The sequence below is a fragment of the Microbulbifer sp. SAOS-129_SWC genome, from assembly GCF_039696035.1.
Taxonomy (GTDB): Bacteria; Pseudomonadota; Gammaproteobacteria; order Pseudomonadales; family Cellvibrionaceae; genus Microbulbifer.
Genome location: NZ_CP155567.1, coordinates 1,735,785 through 1,750,601, shown reverse-complemented (window position 1 = coordinate 1,750,601; position 14,817 = coordinate 1,735,785). Strand labels below are relative to the sequence as shown.

The window sequence follows — 14,817 nt, the reverse complement described above, 5'->3', positions numbered from 1 at the left end:
ATTTACGGAATCGCCGTTGGCAGCCTCTGGGGAATCCCTTAGGCTCACCGCCCATAAACTTTATCCGCCAATTGCGCCACGGCAAATTTCAACTACCGGGCACGCAACTTTCAAGGCTCGGCGGACATCAAAAACAGTACTACCGCGTTAACTTCTCTGGGGGAACAGCATGGACAGCCTGTTGGAACAGGTGGGCGGCACGCCTGTAGTGAATCGAACGGTCGGCGAGTTTTATCGGGCCATCGGCCGTCACCTGACCCCGTATGAATCCTGCGACCACCAAAAACAGCAGGTTCGCCAGGCCCAGTTCCTCAATCACGCCTTCTCCTCGCAGCCGGAACCGGTGCGCAGCAGCCGCGCCAGCTTCCTCGCCCGCGGCCTCAATCCGGCGCTGTTTGAGGCACTGCTCGAGTACGTCGGCGCGCGGCTCATCGAGCTGGGCTTCTCGTTCCAGTTCAGCAGCCATCTGGTAGAGACCGCCGGCGACCTCTACGAACACTGCGAGCAGGACCTGTTCATCGCCTGCTGACGCCCTTTCCCCGGCCCGGCCCGGGGCCGGCCGGTTGCCACTGGGCGGAGCGGTCAATACAATGGCCGCTCACAGCCTTTCCCATAGCGACCGCATGCGGTGAGCGCTACTTACTTCACCCACCTTCCCAGAGATACTCTATGAAGATTGCCAACCACTCCGTTGTGGAGATTCACTACACCTTGAAAGATGCAGAAGGCACTGTCATCGACTCCTCCGAGGGCAACGAGCCGCTCAAATACCTGCAGGGTGTAGGCAATATCATCCCCGGCCTGGAGCGGGAAATGCTGGAAAAGAGCGCCGGCGACAAGTTTACCGCCGTGATTCCGCCGGAAGAGGCCTACGGCCCGCAGAACCCGGAGCTGATCCAGACCCTGCCGCGCAGCGCTTTCGGCGGTGTGGACAAGCTGGAAGTCGGCATGGCATTCCGCGCCCAGAGCACCGAAGGTCAGCCGATTGAAGTGGAAGTCATCGAAATCGAGGGCGACAACGTCACCATCAACGGCAACCATCCGCTGGCCGGCGTGGAACTGCACTTCGAGGTAGAAGTGGTTTCCGTGCGCGAAGCCACCCCGGAGGAAATCGACCACGGCCACGTGCACTGATTTCCCATTGTGGCGGCCGCCTGCCGGCCGCCGCAATCCCTGCCCGCATTGCCGGTTATCCCCACCCACACTACCCTCTCCTGATTCCCGTCCGACAGGCTCGTCCTGGACCACCATGCACCGCTCACTGCCCGACAACATCATCCTGTTCGATAGCCAGTGCAACCTGTGCAACAACTGGAGTCGTTTCGTACTGACGCACGACCGGGACTGTCTGCTGACGCTGTGCCGTGTACAATCCCCCGCCGGCCAGCAGCTGCTCGCCCGGCTGGAACTGCCGCTCGACACCTACGAGACGGTGATTTACCTGGAGCGGCCCCGCGGTAACCGCCGCTATCGGCAGTACCACAGGAGCGATGCCGCCCTGCGCATCTGCGCGCAGCTGCCGGCCCCGTGGCGCTGGCTGGCGCTGCTGCGCCTGGTACCGCGCCCGCTGCGCGACTGGATTTACACAATAGTCGCCCGCAACCGCTATCGCTGGTTTGGCCGCGCCGACGAGTGCCGGCTACCGGATGTGAACGAGCGACACCGATTTCTCGAAGAACTGAACGAATGAGCCTGACAGAACACTATCTGCAACGCTTCGGCGGCATCGCCCGCCTCTATGGCGAGGATGCCCTGCCCCGGCTGCAGGCCGCGCACTTTGTCGTCATCGGGATTGGCGGCGTCGGCAGCTGGACCGCCGAGGCGCTGGCCCGCTCCGGCATCGGCAAACTCACCCTGGTCGACCTGGACGATGTCTGCATCACCAACAGCAACCGCCAGAGCCACGCGCTGGCCGACACTATCGGCCAGATGAAGGTGGAGGTGATGGCGGAGCGGCTGCGGCAGATCAACCCGGAAATATCGGTGCACGGGGTGGAGGATTTCATCGCTGCGGACAATTTCGCCGAGCTGCTCGACCCGCAGCGGGAGCGATTGGATGTGGTCATCGATGCGATTGACGCGGCGCGGGTGAAGGCGGCGCTGATCGCCTATTGCAAGGCGCGCAAGATCCGCCTGGTCACGGTGGGCTCCGCCGGTGGTAAACGGGATCCCTCGCGCATTACCAGCGCGGATCTGGGTCGCACCGAAAACGACCCGATGCTGGCCAAGGTGCGCAGCCACCTGTACCGTTTTCACAACTTCCAGAAATCGCACAAGCGCCAGTTCGGTATCGACGCCATCTACTCCAGCGAACCGATGGTTTACCCGCAACCGGATGGCCAGGTGTGCCAGCAGAAAAGCGCGATGCAAAACGGGGTCAAGCTGGACTGCAGCGGCGGCTTCGGCGCCGCCACCATGGTCACCGGCAGTTTCGGCTTCGCCGCCGCGGCGCGGGGCATCGAGCGGCTGTTGCAGAAAAAGGCCTGATCAGGCCAGGCCACTGCGCAGCTGCTCGCGGTAGCGCCGGCTCAGCGGGACCGCATTGCCGCCGCGGATGTGGATACGCGCATCGCCGCTGTCGAGCGGCTCGATCTCGACCACCGAATCCAGGTTGACGATATAGGAGCGATGCACGCGCGCGAACCGGTCCGGGTCCAGTCGGCGCTGGAAATTGGTCATGGTGTCGCGCAGCGGATAGACACGCCCACCCACATGCAGGTTGACATAGTTGCCCGCCGCCTCGGCCCACTCGATATCGCGCACATTGACCAGGAACTCCTTGCCGAACTTCTTCACCAGCAGCCGCTCCGGCCGCTCCACCGGCTCTACCGGCTCGCCCCGATCCGGCCGCCCCAACAGGCTGGCTTCCCCCTGCAGGCGCAGCAGGAAAAAGCGGTACACGTATATCAGCACCAGGAAGCTGCCGTAGGTACGGAAATCCTTCATGTACTCGTACAGGAAGGCGCGGGGCCAGTCGCCGAAATCGTAGACCTGCCCCAGCAGGCGGTACACCCCGGCGCGCAGGGTCACCATGCCAGCCACATGCAGCAGCGACCAGGGCAGTGTGAGTAGCGCGTGGATCGCCAGGTTGCGCTGCAGCTGGCCGATACGCAGTGGAAAGCGATGATCCCAGTACAGCATCAGCGGTAACAGCGCCCCCAACACCAGCAGGCTGCTGCCCTCCCACACCAGCAATTCCCAGTTACCGAAGCCCTGCCCACTGCGGGCGTTGTCGATCAGTTTGACCTGGCATTGCGCCACCCACTGCACCAGCAGAAACAGCGCCCAGAGACCCACTTCATAGCGCCGCCGGCGGGCGAGGTAATCCTGTACTGTCATCGTCATTTTATTCCGTACTGCAGCCGTCGCCGTTCATCCCGCTATTCGTCCCCGCATTCCACCGCTCGGCCCCGGCGCGCCGCAGCTCGCCACCTGGCGATGGCGCAGCGCCGCGAACCACATCAGCATGGCGAGAAAACAACCGGAATGAGAACCATGGAAAACACCGACCCGACTATACTGCGCCGCCGCTACGATATCGACGCTATCCGCGTACTGGCCTTCGGCCTGCTGATTCTCTACCACCTGGGCATGTTCTATGTCGCCGACTGGGGCTGGCACGTGAAGAGCAGCCACAGCAGCGAACGACTGCAGCTGCTGATGCTGCTGGTCAACCAGTGGCGCATGCCACTGCTGTTCCTGATCTCCGGCGCCGCCAGCTGGTTCCTGTTCCGCAAACTGAGCGCGGCCCGGTTTGCCGGGCAGCGACTGTGGCGACTGTTGCTGCCACTGCTGTTCGGTATGCTGGTAGTGGTGCCACCGCAGGCCTACGTCGAGGCGCTCGCCAACGGCGCCATCGCGCCGGGCTATACGCAGTTCCTCGCCCACTACCTGAGCTTTCGCCCCTGGCCGACGGGTGCCTTCACCGGCAGCACCTACGGCATCACCTGGAATCACCTGTGGTATTTGCCCTACCTGATCTGCTACACGCTGGCGCTGATTCCGCTGGCACTGTGGCTGCGGCCACGGGAGGAAAAACTGCTGGCCCGATTGGCGCGCCTGAACGGCTGGGCCCTGATACTGCTGCCGCTGCCGGCGCTGATGCTGTATGGCCTGGTGCTATATCCGCGTTTCGGCGGCATCAATCACGCACTGGCGGGCGACTGGTATGCGCACGCCCAGTTCTTCACCTTTTTTATGCTCGGCTATGGGTTTGCCGGTAGCAGCGCCGTGTGGCGCACACTTGCCGGTATGCGCTGGCACCTGCTGCTGTTGTCGCCACTGCTGTTTGCCTTGCTGCTGATATTCGACCGGGTGCTGCCGGATAACCGCCTTCCCGCACAGTCGGTTATCGCCGCGCTGGTGACCTACGCCAATCGCTGGTGCTGGATACTTGCCGTGCTGGCATGGGGACACCAGTTGCTGAACCGCCCGTTCCGCTGGCTGCCCTATGCCAACGAGGCCGTCTTCCCCTGGTACATTCTGCATCAGAGCATCACCGTCACCGCGGGCTATTACCTGGCCCAGCGCAACCTGGGACCGGTGCTGGAACCGCTGCTGCTCCTGACGGCCACAGTCGGTGGTTGCCTGTTGCTGCACGAGCTGGTTATCCGCCGCACTCCGCTGTTGCGGCCACTGTTCGGGCTCAAACCGTTGCCGGCAGTAACCGCAAATGCCGCTGGCGAACAGAAGCTAATCGCCGATTGAGGACCGGGTGCGCTGCAGCAGCGCGTAAAAACCGTTGCTGCGGGATTCACTCAGATGCTGGGCCAGGCCCAGATCGGTGAACATGCCGGCGATATCCAGCGCGCGAATCTCGGCTGCGGTTTTGCCATCGACCTGGCTCAGTAACAGCGCCCCCAGGCCCTTGACCACCCGGCTGTCGCTGTCTAGGGCGAAGTAATGGCGGCCCTCGTTCTCCCGATGCACCAGCCAGGCCGCCGATTCGCAACCGCGCACCAGGTTACTGTCGCGGCGGATCGCCGGCTTGTCGGCGATCGCCTTGCCCCAGCGCATCAGCTCGCGGTAGCGGTCCTGCCAGTTGCGCTGCGCGGCGAGGCGCTCGAGCTGCAGCGCCGACAGATCATCGGACTGCCATTCAAGCGCCGCCCCCTGTACCGCCGGCGTCGCCGACAGATCGAGAGTGAGATACGCGCGCAGCGCATCGAGAAAAGTCTCCACATCCTCGACCGTATTGTAAGCGGCCACCGAGGCGCGCACCGTGGCGCTCTCGCCCGCCGCATGCATCAGCGGCTGGGCACAGTGGTGACCGACACGCACGGCAATGTCGCGCCCGTCGAGCCAGTGCGCCAGGTCGGCGGCGCTACCCTGCTCCGGCGCAAACGCCAGCACCCCCAGGTTGTGCTGCGGCTGGCTCAGCAATCGCAGCTGACCCAGCGCGGCGATGCCGCTGTGCAATCGCTGCAGCAGACCCTGTTCGTGGCGCGCCATGGCGGCGCGGTCCTGAACGGCGAGAAAATCCAGTGCGGCGCCGAGACCGGCGATGGCGGCGAGTGACGAGGTGCCCGCCTCGAACTTGTGCGGCAACTCCGCGTAGCGGCTGTGGTAGAGATCCACCGCGGCGATCATTTCCCCCCCGCCCTGCCAGGGTGGCATCGCGGCGAGCAGGTCTTCGCGCCCGAACAGCAGGCCGATGCCGGTGGGCCCGTAAAATTTGTGCGCCGAACACACCAGGAAGTCGCAGCCAATCGCCTGCACATCCACGGTCTCGTGCGCGGCCAGCTGCGCGCCGTCGACCACCCAGCGGAGTTCGCTGTTCAATTGCTGCCGCGCCGTATCGAGCTGCCGGCGGATATCGGCAAAATCCGGCCGCAGCCCCAGCGCGTTGGAGCCGCCGGTGAGCGAGACGATTCTGGTGCGCGCATCCAGCACCTCGTGCAGGCGGTCGAATTCCGGCACACCGGCCACATCCGGCACATAGCGCAACTGCAATCCATAACGTTCCGCCATCATCTGCCACGGCACCAGGTTGGCGTGGTGCTCGGCGGTCGACAGCACGATTTCATCACCGCGCTGCAGACCTTGGCACATGCTGTTGGCGAGCAGGTTCAGCGCCTCGGTGGCACCGCGGCAGAAGACGATTTCGCGCGGACTCGGCGCGTTGACAAAGTGCGCCGCGGCGGCGCGCACCCGCTCGACCATCTCGGTAGCGCGCCGTGCCAGGCGGTGGCTGGAGCGGTGGGTATTGGCGTTACTGTGGCGGTAGAAATCGACGATCGCCTCGATCACCACCGCCGGTTTCTGCGTGGTGGCGGCGTTGTCGAGATACACCAGCTGGAGGTTTTCCGGTTCGGCAAACAACGGAAACTGGTGCTTGAATGCGCTGACTGAAAATTCGGACTGACTCATAAACCAAACAGCAATTCTGTATTGCGGCAGGTGTGCCGCGCGATTTCCTGCAGCGGCTGGTCGCGCAGTTGCGCCAGCACTGCCGCGGTTTCCGGCAAAAACTCGGGACTGTTGCGCTGCCCCTGACGGCCGGCCAGCGGCATATCCGGTGCATCGGATTCCAGCAGCAGCGACTCCAGTGGCGCGGCGGCCACGGCGCGGCGGGTCTTGGCGGCACGCTCGTAAGTGATGGTGCCGCCGATCCCCAGATAGAATCCCAGCGCCCAGTAGTCCGCGGCCATCTGTTCACTACCACTGAACGCATGGATCACGCCGCCGCGCGGTGGACGCCATTTTTTCAACAGCCGCAGGACTTCATTGTGCGCCTTGTGCGTGTGCACGATCAGCGGCAAGTTCAGATCGCAGACGGCGCGCACCTGGGCCTCGAACACCGGCAGCTGCCGCTCCAGTGGTGCCTGGGCGGCAGCGTCCAACCCGCACTCCCCCACCGCAATAAAGCTTCCTGCCGCGGCGCGCTCGACAATCAAGGCGTGCAGTTGCTGCGGCTCCATCCGCAGAGACGCCACCCACCACGGGTGTACACCGATGGCGGCGTGCCAGCGCGGCTGCCCCGCTACCAGCGCGAGCAGCGACGGCCACTGCTCGGTGCTGACCCCAGGAATGACGATCTGCGCCACACCCGCATCGCGGCACTGCTGCCACACGGTGTCGCGGTCTGCGGCGAAGGCGTCGAAGTCGAAATGGCAGTGGCTGTCGATGAAATGCACTTGTGATTCTCCGCGATTGGCCGCATCTTATCACGCCCCGAGAGACCCAGACCCCGAGGATAGCGTGCTAGAAACCCTGCTGCCGATTGTGCTGTTTACCTTCTCCACCAGTATCACGCCCGGCCCCAACAACCTGATGATCATGTCCTCGGGGCTGAACTACGGCGTCGCCCGCTCGCTGCAGCACCTGCTGGGGATCCTGCTGGGCTTTCCGGCGATGATCGTCGCTATCGGTCTGGGGCTCGGCACCCTGTTCCAGCAGTTCCCGCTGCTGCACGAGGTGATCCGCTGGGTGGGGATCGCCTACCTGCTGTACCTGGCGTGGGCGATCGCCATCACCCGCGAAATCGGCAATGCCGAGCGCAGCAAGCCCTTCACCTTTTTGCAGGCGGTGGCGTTTCAGTGGGTCAATCCGAAGGGGTGGATCATGGCGGTGGGAGCCCTGGCGGCCTTTACCGGTGCCGGCAGCGCCATGTGGGCGGATGTGGCGCGCATCGCGCTGGCGTTTATCGCCGTCGGCGGCCCGTGCGTGATCGTGTGGATGCTGTTCGGCGTCGGCCTCAAGCGCTTCCTCAACGAGCCCAAGCAGCTGCGCCGCTTCAATATCGCCATGGGGCTACTGCTGGCCGCAAGCGTGGTGCCAATGGTCGTAGACTGACGCTGCCCACTCCAGCAGGCAATCAGATAAGCTGCCGTTTCCGCGAAGGCAGTGCTACCGGGGGCAACCTTGTGAGACCTTCACCGCCATGGATGGCGGTGCAGAGCCCCCATGGATGGGTCAACAGCGTGTCTCACAAGGTTGCCCCCGGTAGCAGTGCTGCCACTCAAGCCTGAACTCGCAGACATTGTGTCGGCGGCGCGGCTTTCAGGCAGCCTCAGCCATTGGCCTGCCGAGCCACTTCCAGCTCGACGCGAAAGTTTTTTACCATCTGTTTCAGAAACAGCTTCGGCGCCAGTTTGTACAGGTAGGCGCCGAGCAGGGACTTGTCCCGCGGAAACAGCCGCTCTTCACCGCGCGCCAGGGCGTCGACGATCTGTTCCGCCATCCACGCCGCGCTGCGCACCTGGCCAATGGTGCTCTGCTTGTGCTGCGCGCGACCGCCGTCGCCGGACAGTGCATTGCGGTCGATATTGGTGGCGACAAAACTCGGGTACACCATCAATACGCGCACGCCCTCGTCGCGCACCTCTTCGCGAAACGTCTCGAAATACTGGTGCAGCGCACTCTTCGCCGCGCAGTAGCCGGCGCGGCCCAGCACCGGCATCCAGCCGGCCATGGAGCTGATATTGACCACACAGCCAGACGCTTCGCGCAGTTCCGCCATCAGGCCCTGCGCCAATTCCACCGGCGCGTGGTAATCCACCGCCATCACGCGGCGGATCACCGCATTGCTGGTCTGGGTGGACAGGCTGCGGTGGGTGATCCCGGCATTGTTGACCAGCAGGTCCACGCGTGTATAGCGGGCGCGCAACGACGAGACCAGTTCCGCTACCGCAGCTTCATCGGACAGATCGGCGACAAACACATCGGCAGCAACACCGCGCTCGCGCAGCGCTGCCGCGCGCGTTTCCAGCGCAGTGCGATCCAGATCCACCAGCGCAAAGCGCGCCCGCTGCCGTGCCACCAGCGCCTCGACGGTGGCCCAGCCGAGGCCACCGGCAGCACCGGTGACCACATAGATTTTTTCCGTTTTACTCATGCCACCGGCTCCGCCACTTCCCCGGACTGCTCGCGCTCAGCCAGCTCTACCGCCACCCCCAGTGCCTCGCGGGCAAAAAAGGCGAAGGCCTCGGCAGAACTCTTCTCCGGTACGAAGCCCAGTTCCTCTTTCAGGCGCCGGTTCGACAGTACCGGGCGGTACTGCAGAAACATCACCTGCCCCGGCTGCGTGTCGCTCAGGCGCAGCGCGTAACCGATCGCGAGCAGCGTTTTCACCAGCCACACCGGCGGCTTGCGCAGCGGCTTGCCCAGCAGGCGGGCGATCTCTGCCGGGGTCAGCGCACCGTCGCCGGCCAGGTTGTAGATGCCGCTGGCGCTGCGCTGCACACCGTACTGAATTGCGCGCACGACGTCTTTGTCCCAGACAAACACGAACGGGGAATTGTGGCCGCCCGGATCGAGAATCGCACGCCCCGAAAACAGCGCGCTGATCTTGCTGTTGGTGGTGGCGCCGATAATCGAACAGGGGCGGAAAATCAGTTGCTCGAGTTGCGGGTGCTGCTTGCGGTAGGCCGCGAGCATCTCCTCGACCAGGCGCTTGTTGTCGGAGTAGCCGAATTCCGGATTGCCGCGCAGGCGGTGATGTTCCTCGAGCCAGCGCGGGTTGTCGGCGTGATAGCCGTAGGCGGCGCCGCTGCTGGTAATGGTGATGTGCCTGACGCCGGCGTACAGACACGCCTTCAGCACATTCTCGGTACCCTCCACGTCGACGCGGTACTCGAGCTCGCGATTGCGGCCCGCAGCCATCACCGAGGCCAGGTGCACCACGTGGGTCACCCCCTCGGCGCGCAGCAGTTCGCCCAGGGCGGTGTCGCAGATATCCATGGAGAAGATCGGGAAGGCCGCCGGGCGCGAGCGCACATCTACGCCCACCACCGGCATTTCCTGTGCCAGCAGTTCGCCCAGCTGGTGCCCTATGTAGCCGGCGGCGCCGGTAATCAATACTTTGTTATTACTCATAGTGCCTGCTTGTCAGGTTTGCGGGTTGCCTTGCAGCTTCTCTGCCCGCTCCCATTTCTTATTGCTGAAATTCCAGTAACCCGCCAGCGCAAGACCAGAAACCAGGTGCCACACGCCCCAGAATCCGGCCACCACCAGCATCGCGCCGGCGCTCGGGTAAAAAGTGAACAGTATCGCCAGGGCCAGGCCGGAATTCTGGATACCCACTTCCATGGTCACCGCACGGCGATCCGCCAGCGGCAGGCGCATCAGGCGCCCGCTGGCATTGCCGATCAGAAACGCCAGCGCGTTGTGTGCAATCACCAGCAGCAGCACCGAGCCGGCAATCTGCACCGCAGTGTGCCAGTGCTTGCTGAAAGAGATGACCACAAACAGCAGGAACACCAGCAGCGAGCCGCCGCGGAAGTAGCGCTCGCTGCGCTCGACAAAGCCCGGGAAGCGCGCGCCGATCACCATGCCGGCAAACATCGGCAGCGCCAGCACCAGCACCACCAGCAGCACCATATTCTGCGCCGGCAGGTGGATGGCCTGCAGCATCTCGCGGGTGTAGGGGTTCAGGTGGCCGTAGAGGGCGAAATTGAACGGCGTCAGCACCACCGCCGCCAGGCTGGAGACCGCGGTCATGCTCACCGAGGTGGCCACATTGGCGCGGCCGATCCAGGTCATGACGTTGGAGAAGGTACCGCCGGGGCAGCAGGCCACCAGGATCATACCCAGCGCCAGGCCCGGCTCAATCCGCAGCCAGGTGGTCACCGCGCAGGTCAGTGCCGGCAGCAGCAGGAACTGCGCCACCAGGCCGGTCACCGGCGCCAGCGGCCGCTTCAGCACCGCGCGGAAATCCGCCGGGCGCAGGCCCAGCGACACGCCAAACATCATGAAGGCCAGCACCGCGTTCAGCGCCAGCAGCGCCACCGGCGACATCTGGAACTGGCTGGCCAGGTCGAGGCTGTGATCCACTAGGCTGCTCCCGCACTGTTGACGAATGCGCCAGTATCCCGCGGAGCCAGATCGCGTCGCAAGTCTGCGGCGTGACCGCGCAGTGCCTTCAGGTAGGTGTCTTTATGCACGTAGTAGGCCATACGCTCCAGCTGCAGGTACTGCATGCCGCCGTCGGCGCGCACCGCGGCCCGCTCGTGCTTGAGCGTTTTAAAGCGGCGCGCCGAGTCGGCGCCGAAGGACAGCTGGCGGATATACAGCGCCACCAGTTCCGCCTGTTCATTGCGTCCCTCCCAGCCGAGCCCGGCGGCCTCCACCATGCCCATCAGGAACAGGTTGTCGTACTGCGGGTGGAACACATTCAGGTACAGGCGCGGTGCATAGCCCTGCCAGTTCAGCTGCGCATCGTCGATAAACGGATAGTGCAGCTTGTAGCCGGTGGCCAGCAGGATCATGTCGTAGTCGCCGCGGCGGCCGTCCCTGAAGGTCACCGTGTGGCCGTCGATACTGGCGATATCGCCCTGCGGCTGGATATCGCCATGGCCGATATGGTGCAGGATCAGCGAATTGATCACCGGGTGGGATTCGAACATCTTGTAGTCCGGCTCCGGCAGCCCGTACTGGCTTGGCCGGCCGAGCATAAAGCGGCTCAGCGCGGCACTGATGCGCTGCTGGACAAAGCGCGGCAGCTTGATCTTGCCCCCCACCGCATCGGTGGGCTTGCCGCCGATAAACTTGGGCAGGAAGTAGTAGCCGCGGCGCAGGCTGATATCCACGCTCTTGGCGCGGTGCGCCGCATCCACGGCGATGTCCGCGCCGCTGTTGCCGCACCCCACCAGCAGCACGCGCTTGCCGTCGAAGATGGCCGGATCGCGGTACTCGCTGGAGTGCAGCACTTCGCCGGCGAAGTATCCCGGCAGCTGCGGGCGATTGGGGTGATGCAGGGTGCCGTTGGCGATCAGCAGGCCGCCGAACAGACGCACCTGCTCCTCGCCCTTCCGGTCCCCGGACACTAGGCGGGTAACGATCTGCCACTCGTCGCCGACGCGCTCACAGTGCACCACCTCGGTATTGAATTCGTACAGATCGTAGAGGCCAAACTCGCGCGCATAGGCGCGGAAGTAGTCGCGCAGCTCGCGGTGGTGCGGAAAGGGCGCCACGTGCCCGGGCATCGGAAATTCGGCGAACTCGGTCATTTTTTTCGACGAGATCAAATGTGCCGATTCGTACATGGTGCTGGTGGGGCTGTCGATATCCCACAGGCCGCCCACATCACTGTGGATTTCAAAGCCGACACAGGGAATGCCGTGCTTGTGCAGGTTGCGCAGGGTGCACAGGCCCATGGGGCCGGCGCCGATGACCGCGTAGGGTTTCATTGTCAGTTATTCTCCACGCTGGATTGCGATGCAGGCAATATACCGTGACAAGCCCGGGGCAGATTGTCATAATCGGGCAGTCAGTGGTTATTTTCGGACAACAATAGTGAAATCGACGGACTGCAGAAGCGTCACCCTCAACTACACCCGCGCCCTAACCGCCGCCCTGCAAAGCCTGGAACTGCCAATCCCCACCGCCGCCCAATCGATCCTGTCCGCTATCGACGAAAGCAAGCGCGTGCCCATCGGTGTACAGGAACAGCTGTGGACGACGCTCGAGGCCGCCTACCCCGACCCGTTGCTCGGTATCCGCCTGGGCCAGGCCATGCACAGCAGCCAGATGGGCCTGGTGGGCTACCTGCTGATGACCCAGAAAACCCTCGGTGCCGCCATCGAACAGCTGCTGATCTACCACCCGCTGGTGGGCGAAGGCGGCCAGTTCGAGTTGCGCCGCGGCGGCCATCACGTGGACCTGTGCTACCAGCCCAACTACCTGCGCTGCGCGCGACTGCGGGTGGAGACGGTACTGTCCGCCTGCCTGGCACAGACCCGCAGCATGACCGGCCACCCGTTCCGCGCGCAGAGCGTGCAGCTGGCCTACCCCGCGCCGTCGCTGGCAGTGCAGCAGCAGTACCAGCAACAGCTGCAGACCACGGTGCAGTTCAACGCGCCGATATCCGCCATCCGCCTGCGCCCGCAGGACCTGGACATTCCGCTGGTGGCCGCCGACCAGCAGGTAATGGCGCGCCTCAAGCCGGAAGCCGATGCCCTGTTGCGCGCGCTGACCAACAAGAGCCTGCAGCTGCAGGTCTCGCACCTGCTGCAACAGGAACCACAGCTGACCCGCGAACAGGTGGCCAGCCGCTTGTGCATCAGCCCTCGCCACCTGGGGCGCAAGCTCGGCGAGGAAAATGCCAGCTTCCGCAATATTCAGGACGAGGTACGCAGCCACTATGCGCGCCAATGGCTGCGCCGTGGCGACCAGAACAACGCCGAGATCGCCGCTGCACTCGGCTACTGTGACGAGAGCGCCTTTGGCAAGGCCTTCCGCCGCTGGACCGGGTGCTCGCCACGATCCTTCAAGGCCACCGCCGACTGAACCCGGGCGGCGGGCCGGTCTACAGTTATCTGTGTACTTTCCCGGGACAGGCTCCCCATTCCGCCATCGCCGGAATCTGCACGGAAACTGAACGGCCGCCTATGGACCCCGTTACCCTCGGAATCCCGGCCGGCGACGCTGGCGGCACCGCCGCCCAGTTGCTGCCGGCCATGATCGACCGCCACGGCATTATCTGCGGTGCCACCGGCACCGGTAAGACAGTGACCCTGCGACTGCTGGCCGAGCAGCTCAACCGCCGCGGCCTGCCGGTGTTCGTCACCGACTTCAAAGGCGACCTGAGCGGCCTCGCCGCCGCCGGCGGCGACAGCCCCAAAGTGCGCGAACGGCTGACCGAGCTGGGGCTCGATGACCGCTACTACCGCGCCAACCCGGTCACCCTGTGGGGCCCCGAGGCGCTTGGCCTGCGCACGACCATCAGCGAACTCGGCCCCGACCTGCTGGCGCAGATGCTGCAACTCAACGACAACCAGGCCGGCCTGCTGCAGCTGCTGTTCAAGCTGGCCGACGAACAGGGCCTACTGCTGCTCGACTGGAAGGATCTGCAGGCGCTGCTGGACTTCGCCGGCGCCGAGCGCCGGGAACTGGCGACCACCTATGGCAACATTTCCCCCGCCAGCCTCGGCGCCATCAAGCGCAAATCGCTGGCCGCCGAGCGCGATGGTGTCGCAGCCCTGTTCGGCGAACCGGCGCTGGCGATTGACGACCTGCTCGGTCGCGCGCAGATTCACCTGCTCGACGCCAGCCGGCTGCAGCCGCGGGTGTACGGCACCCTGCTGCTATGGCTACTGGCGGAACTCTACGAGAATCTGCCGGAGTCCGGCGGTGTGTTGAAATTCGCCCTGTGCGTCGACGAGGCCCACCTGTTGTTCGACGGGCTGCCGAAAGGCCTGCTGGCAAAGGTGACACAGATCGTCAAACTGATCCGCTCCCGCGGCGTGGGCCTGTTTTTTATCACCCAGAACCCGCTGGACATCCCCGCGGACATCCTCGCGCAGATGGGCAACCGCATCCAGCACGCGCTGCGCGCCTATACCCCGTCGGAACAGCGCGCTGTGAAAGCCGCGGCGCAGAGCTTTCGCGCCAATCCCGCCTTCGATACTGCAGCGGTCATCGGCCAGCTGGCGGTGGGTGAAGCGCTGGTGTCCTGCCTCGACGGCGACGGCGTACCACAGCCGGTGCAGCGCGTGCTGATCCAGCCTCCGGCCAGCCGGCTGGCGCCGCTGTCGGCCAGCGAGCGACAGCAGCTGCTTCAGGACAGTGCGCTGGCGGCGAAATACCGCCAGTCTCTGGATCGTGAATCGGCCTACGAACAGCTGCAGCAGCGCCGCCGCAACATGCCGCCCACGGCAACGGAACACAGTACCAGCAGGCGCGCTGACACCACCTCGGAATTCGATCGCGCATTGGGCAAGATGGCCAACAGCTTCGGCCGCCAGCTGGGAAGGGAATTGGTGCGGGGACTACTCGGTGCGCTCAGTGGCAGGCGCCGCTGACGGCTCGGCCAGCGCGAACGGCCGGCTCGAAACAGATCCAGCCCCGGCACGTCGTATGCCGGGGCCGGCGACCGCA

15 protein-coding genes are annotated in these 14,817 nt (G+C 64.5%); 8 read left to right on the top strand and 7 right to left on the bottom strand.

Going from position 1 to position 14,817, the window contains the following annotated elements; all coding sequences use genetic code 11:
* Positions 1-169 precede the first annotated feature (169 nt).
* From ABDK11_RS07445 to tcdA, 4 genes are all read left to right on the top strand, one after another.
* Entirely contained in the window at positions 170-529 is a 360-nt protein-coding gene (locus tag ABDK11_RS07445) for a hypothetical protein (RefSeq protein ID WP_346839660.1), read from the top strand.
* Between the two features lie 140 nt (positions 530-669).
* Entirely contained in the window at positions 670-1,134 is a 465-nt protein-coding gene (locus tag ABDK11_RS07440) for a peptidylprolyl isomerase (protein WP_346839659.1), read from the top strand.
* 115 nt (positions 1,135-1,249) lie between these two features.
* Positions 1,250-1,690: a DCC1-like thiol-disulfide oxidoreductase family protein gene (locus tag ABDK11_RS07435; RefSeq protein WP_346839658.1), complete on the top strand. Its 441-nt coding sequence runs from the start codon at positions 1,250-1,252 to the stop codon at positions 1,688-1,690.
* Positions 1,687-2,487, top strand: coding sequence for a tRNA cyclic N6-threonylcarbamoyladenosine(37) synthase TcdA (gene tcdA / locus ABDK11_RS07430; protein WP_346839657.1), 801 nt, complete (start codon positions 1,687-1,689; stop codon positions 2,485-2,487). The genes ABDK11_RS07435 and tcdA overlap by 4 nt, the downstream gene beginning before the upstream one ends.
* On the opposite strand, the gene ABDK11_RS07425 is transcribed toward tcdA, so the two are convergent.
* Positions 2,488-3,345 (bottom strand): LytTR family DNA-binding domain-containing protein, encoded by an 858-nt coding sequence (locus ABDK11_RS07425; protein WP_346839656.1) that lies wholly within the window; start codon positions 3,343-3,345, stop codon positions 2,488-2,490.
* Positions 3,346-3,495: 150 nt separating this feature from the next.
* On the opposite strand from ABDK11_RS07425, the gene ABDK11_RS07420 reads away from it, so the two are divergent.
* Positions 3,496-4,707, top strand: a complete 1,212-nt coding sequence (locus tag ABDK11_RS07420) for an acyltransferase family protein (protein ID WP_346839655.1) — start codon at positions 3,496-3,498, stop codon at positions 4,705-4,707.
* Here the strand turns inward: ABDK11_RS07420 and ABDK11_RS07415 are convergent.
* A complete protein-coding gene (locus ABDK11_RS07415; protein ID WP_346839654.1) occupies positions 4,693-6,369 on the bottom strand; it encodes an aminotransferase class V-fold PLP-dependent enzyme in 1,677 nt (558 codons plus the stop codon). The two genes, ABDK11_RS07420 and ABDK11_RS07415, sit on opposite strands and share 15 nt — an antisense overlap.
* A complete protein-coding gene (locus ABDK11_RS07410; RefSeq protein ID WP_346839653.1) occupies positions 6,366-7,136 on the bottom strand; it encodes a TatD family hydrolase in 771 nt (256 codons plus the stop codon). The genes ABDK11_RS07415 and ABDK11_RS07410 overlap by 4 nt, the downstream gene beginning before the upstream one ends.
* 64 nt (positions 7,137-7,200) lie before the next feature.
* On the opposite strand from ABDK11_RS07410, the gene ABDK11_RS07405 reads away from it, so the two are divergent.
* Positions 7,201-7,794, top strand: coding sequence for a LysE family translocator (locus ABDK11_RS07405; protein WP_346839652.1), 594 nt, complete (start codon positions 7,201-7,203; stop codon positions 7,792-7,794).
* Between the two features lie 217 nt (positions 7,795-8,011).
* On the opposite strand, the gene ABDK11_RS07400 is transcribed toward ABDK11_RS07405, so the two are convergent.
* Genes ABDK11_RS07400 through ABDK11_RS07385 form a run of 4 tightly spaced genes read right to left on the bottom strand, consistent with a single transcriptional unit; the run spans position 8,012 to position 12,128 of the window.
* Positions 8,012-8,836 (bottom strand): SDR family NAD(P)-dependent oxidoreductase, encoded by an 825-nt coding sequence (locus ABDK11_RS07400; protein ID WP_346839651.1) that lies wholly within the window; start codon positions 8,834-8,836, stop codon positions 8,012-8,014.
* Positions 8,833-9,816 (bottom strand): SDR family oxidoreductase, encoded by a 984-nt coding sequence (locus ABDK11_RS07395; protein WP_346839650.1) that lies wholly within the window; start codon positions 9,814-9,816, stop codon positions 8,833-8,835. Before ABDK11_RS07395 ends, ABDK11_RS07400 begins: the two co-directional genes overlap by 4 nt.
* A 12-nt stretch (positions 9,817-9,828) precedes the next feature.
* Positions 9,829-10,773 (bottom strand): bile acid:sodium symporter family protein, encoded by a 945-nt coding sequence (locus ABDK11_RS07390; RefSeq protein ID WP_346839649.1) that lies wholly within the window; start codon positions 10,771-10,773, stop codon positions 9,829-9,831.
* Positions 10,773-12,128 carry an NAD(P)-binding domain-containing protein gene (locus ABDK11_RS07385; RefSeq protein ID WP_346839648.1) on the bottom strand — a complete coding sequence of 452 codons (1,356 nt, stop codon included), beginning with the start codon at positions 12,126-12,128 and terminating at the stop codon, positions 10,773-10,775. Before ABDK11_RS07385 ends, ABDK11_RS07390 begins: the two co-directional genes overlap by 1 nt.
* Positions 12,129-12,234: 106 nt before the next feature.
* On the opposite strand from ABDK11_RS07385, the gene ABDK11_RS07380 reads away from it, so the two are divergent.
* A complete protein-coding gene (locus tag ABDK11_RS07380) occupies positions 12,235-13,227 on the top strand; it encodes an AraC family transcriptional regulator ligand-binding domain-containing protein (protein ID WP_346839647.1) in 993 nt (330 codons plus the stop codon).
* A gap of 101 nt (positions 13,228-13,328) precedes the next feature.
* Complete coding sequence (locus ABDK11_RS07375; protein WP_346839646.1) at positions 13,329-14,741, top strand: helicase HerA-like domain-containing protein; 1,413 nt, start codon at positions 13,329-13,331, stop codon at positions 14,739-14,741.
* Positions 14,742-14,817 lie beyond the last annotated feature (76 nt).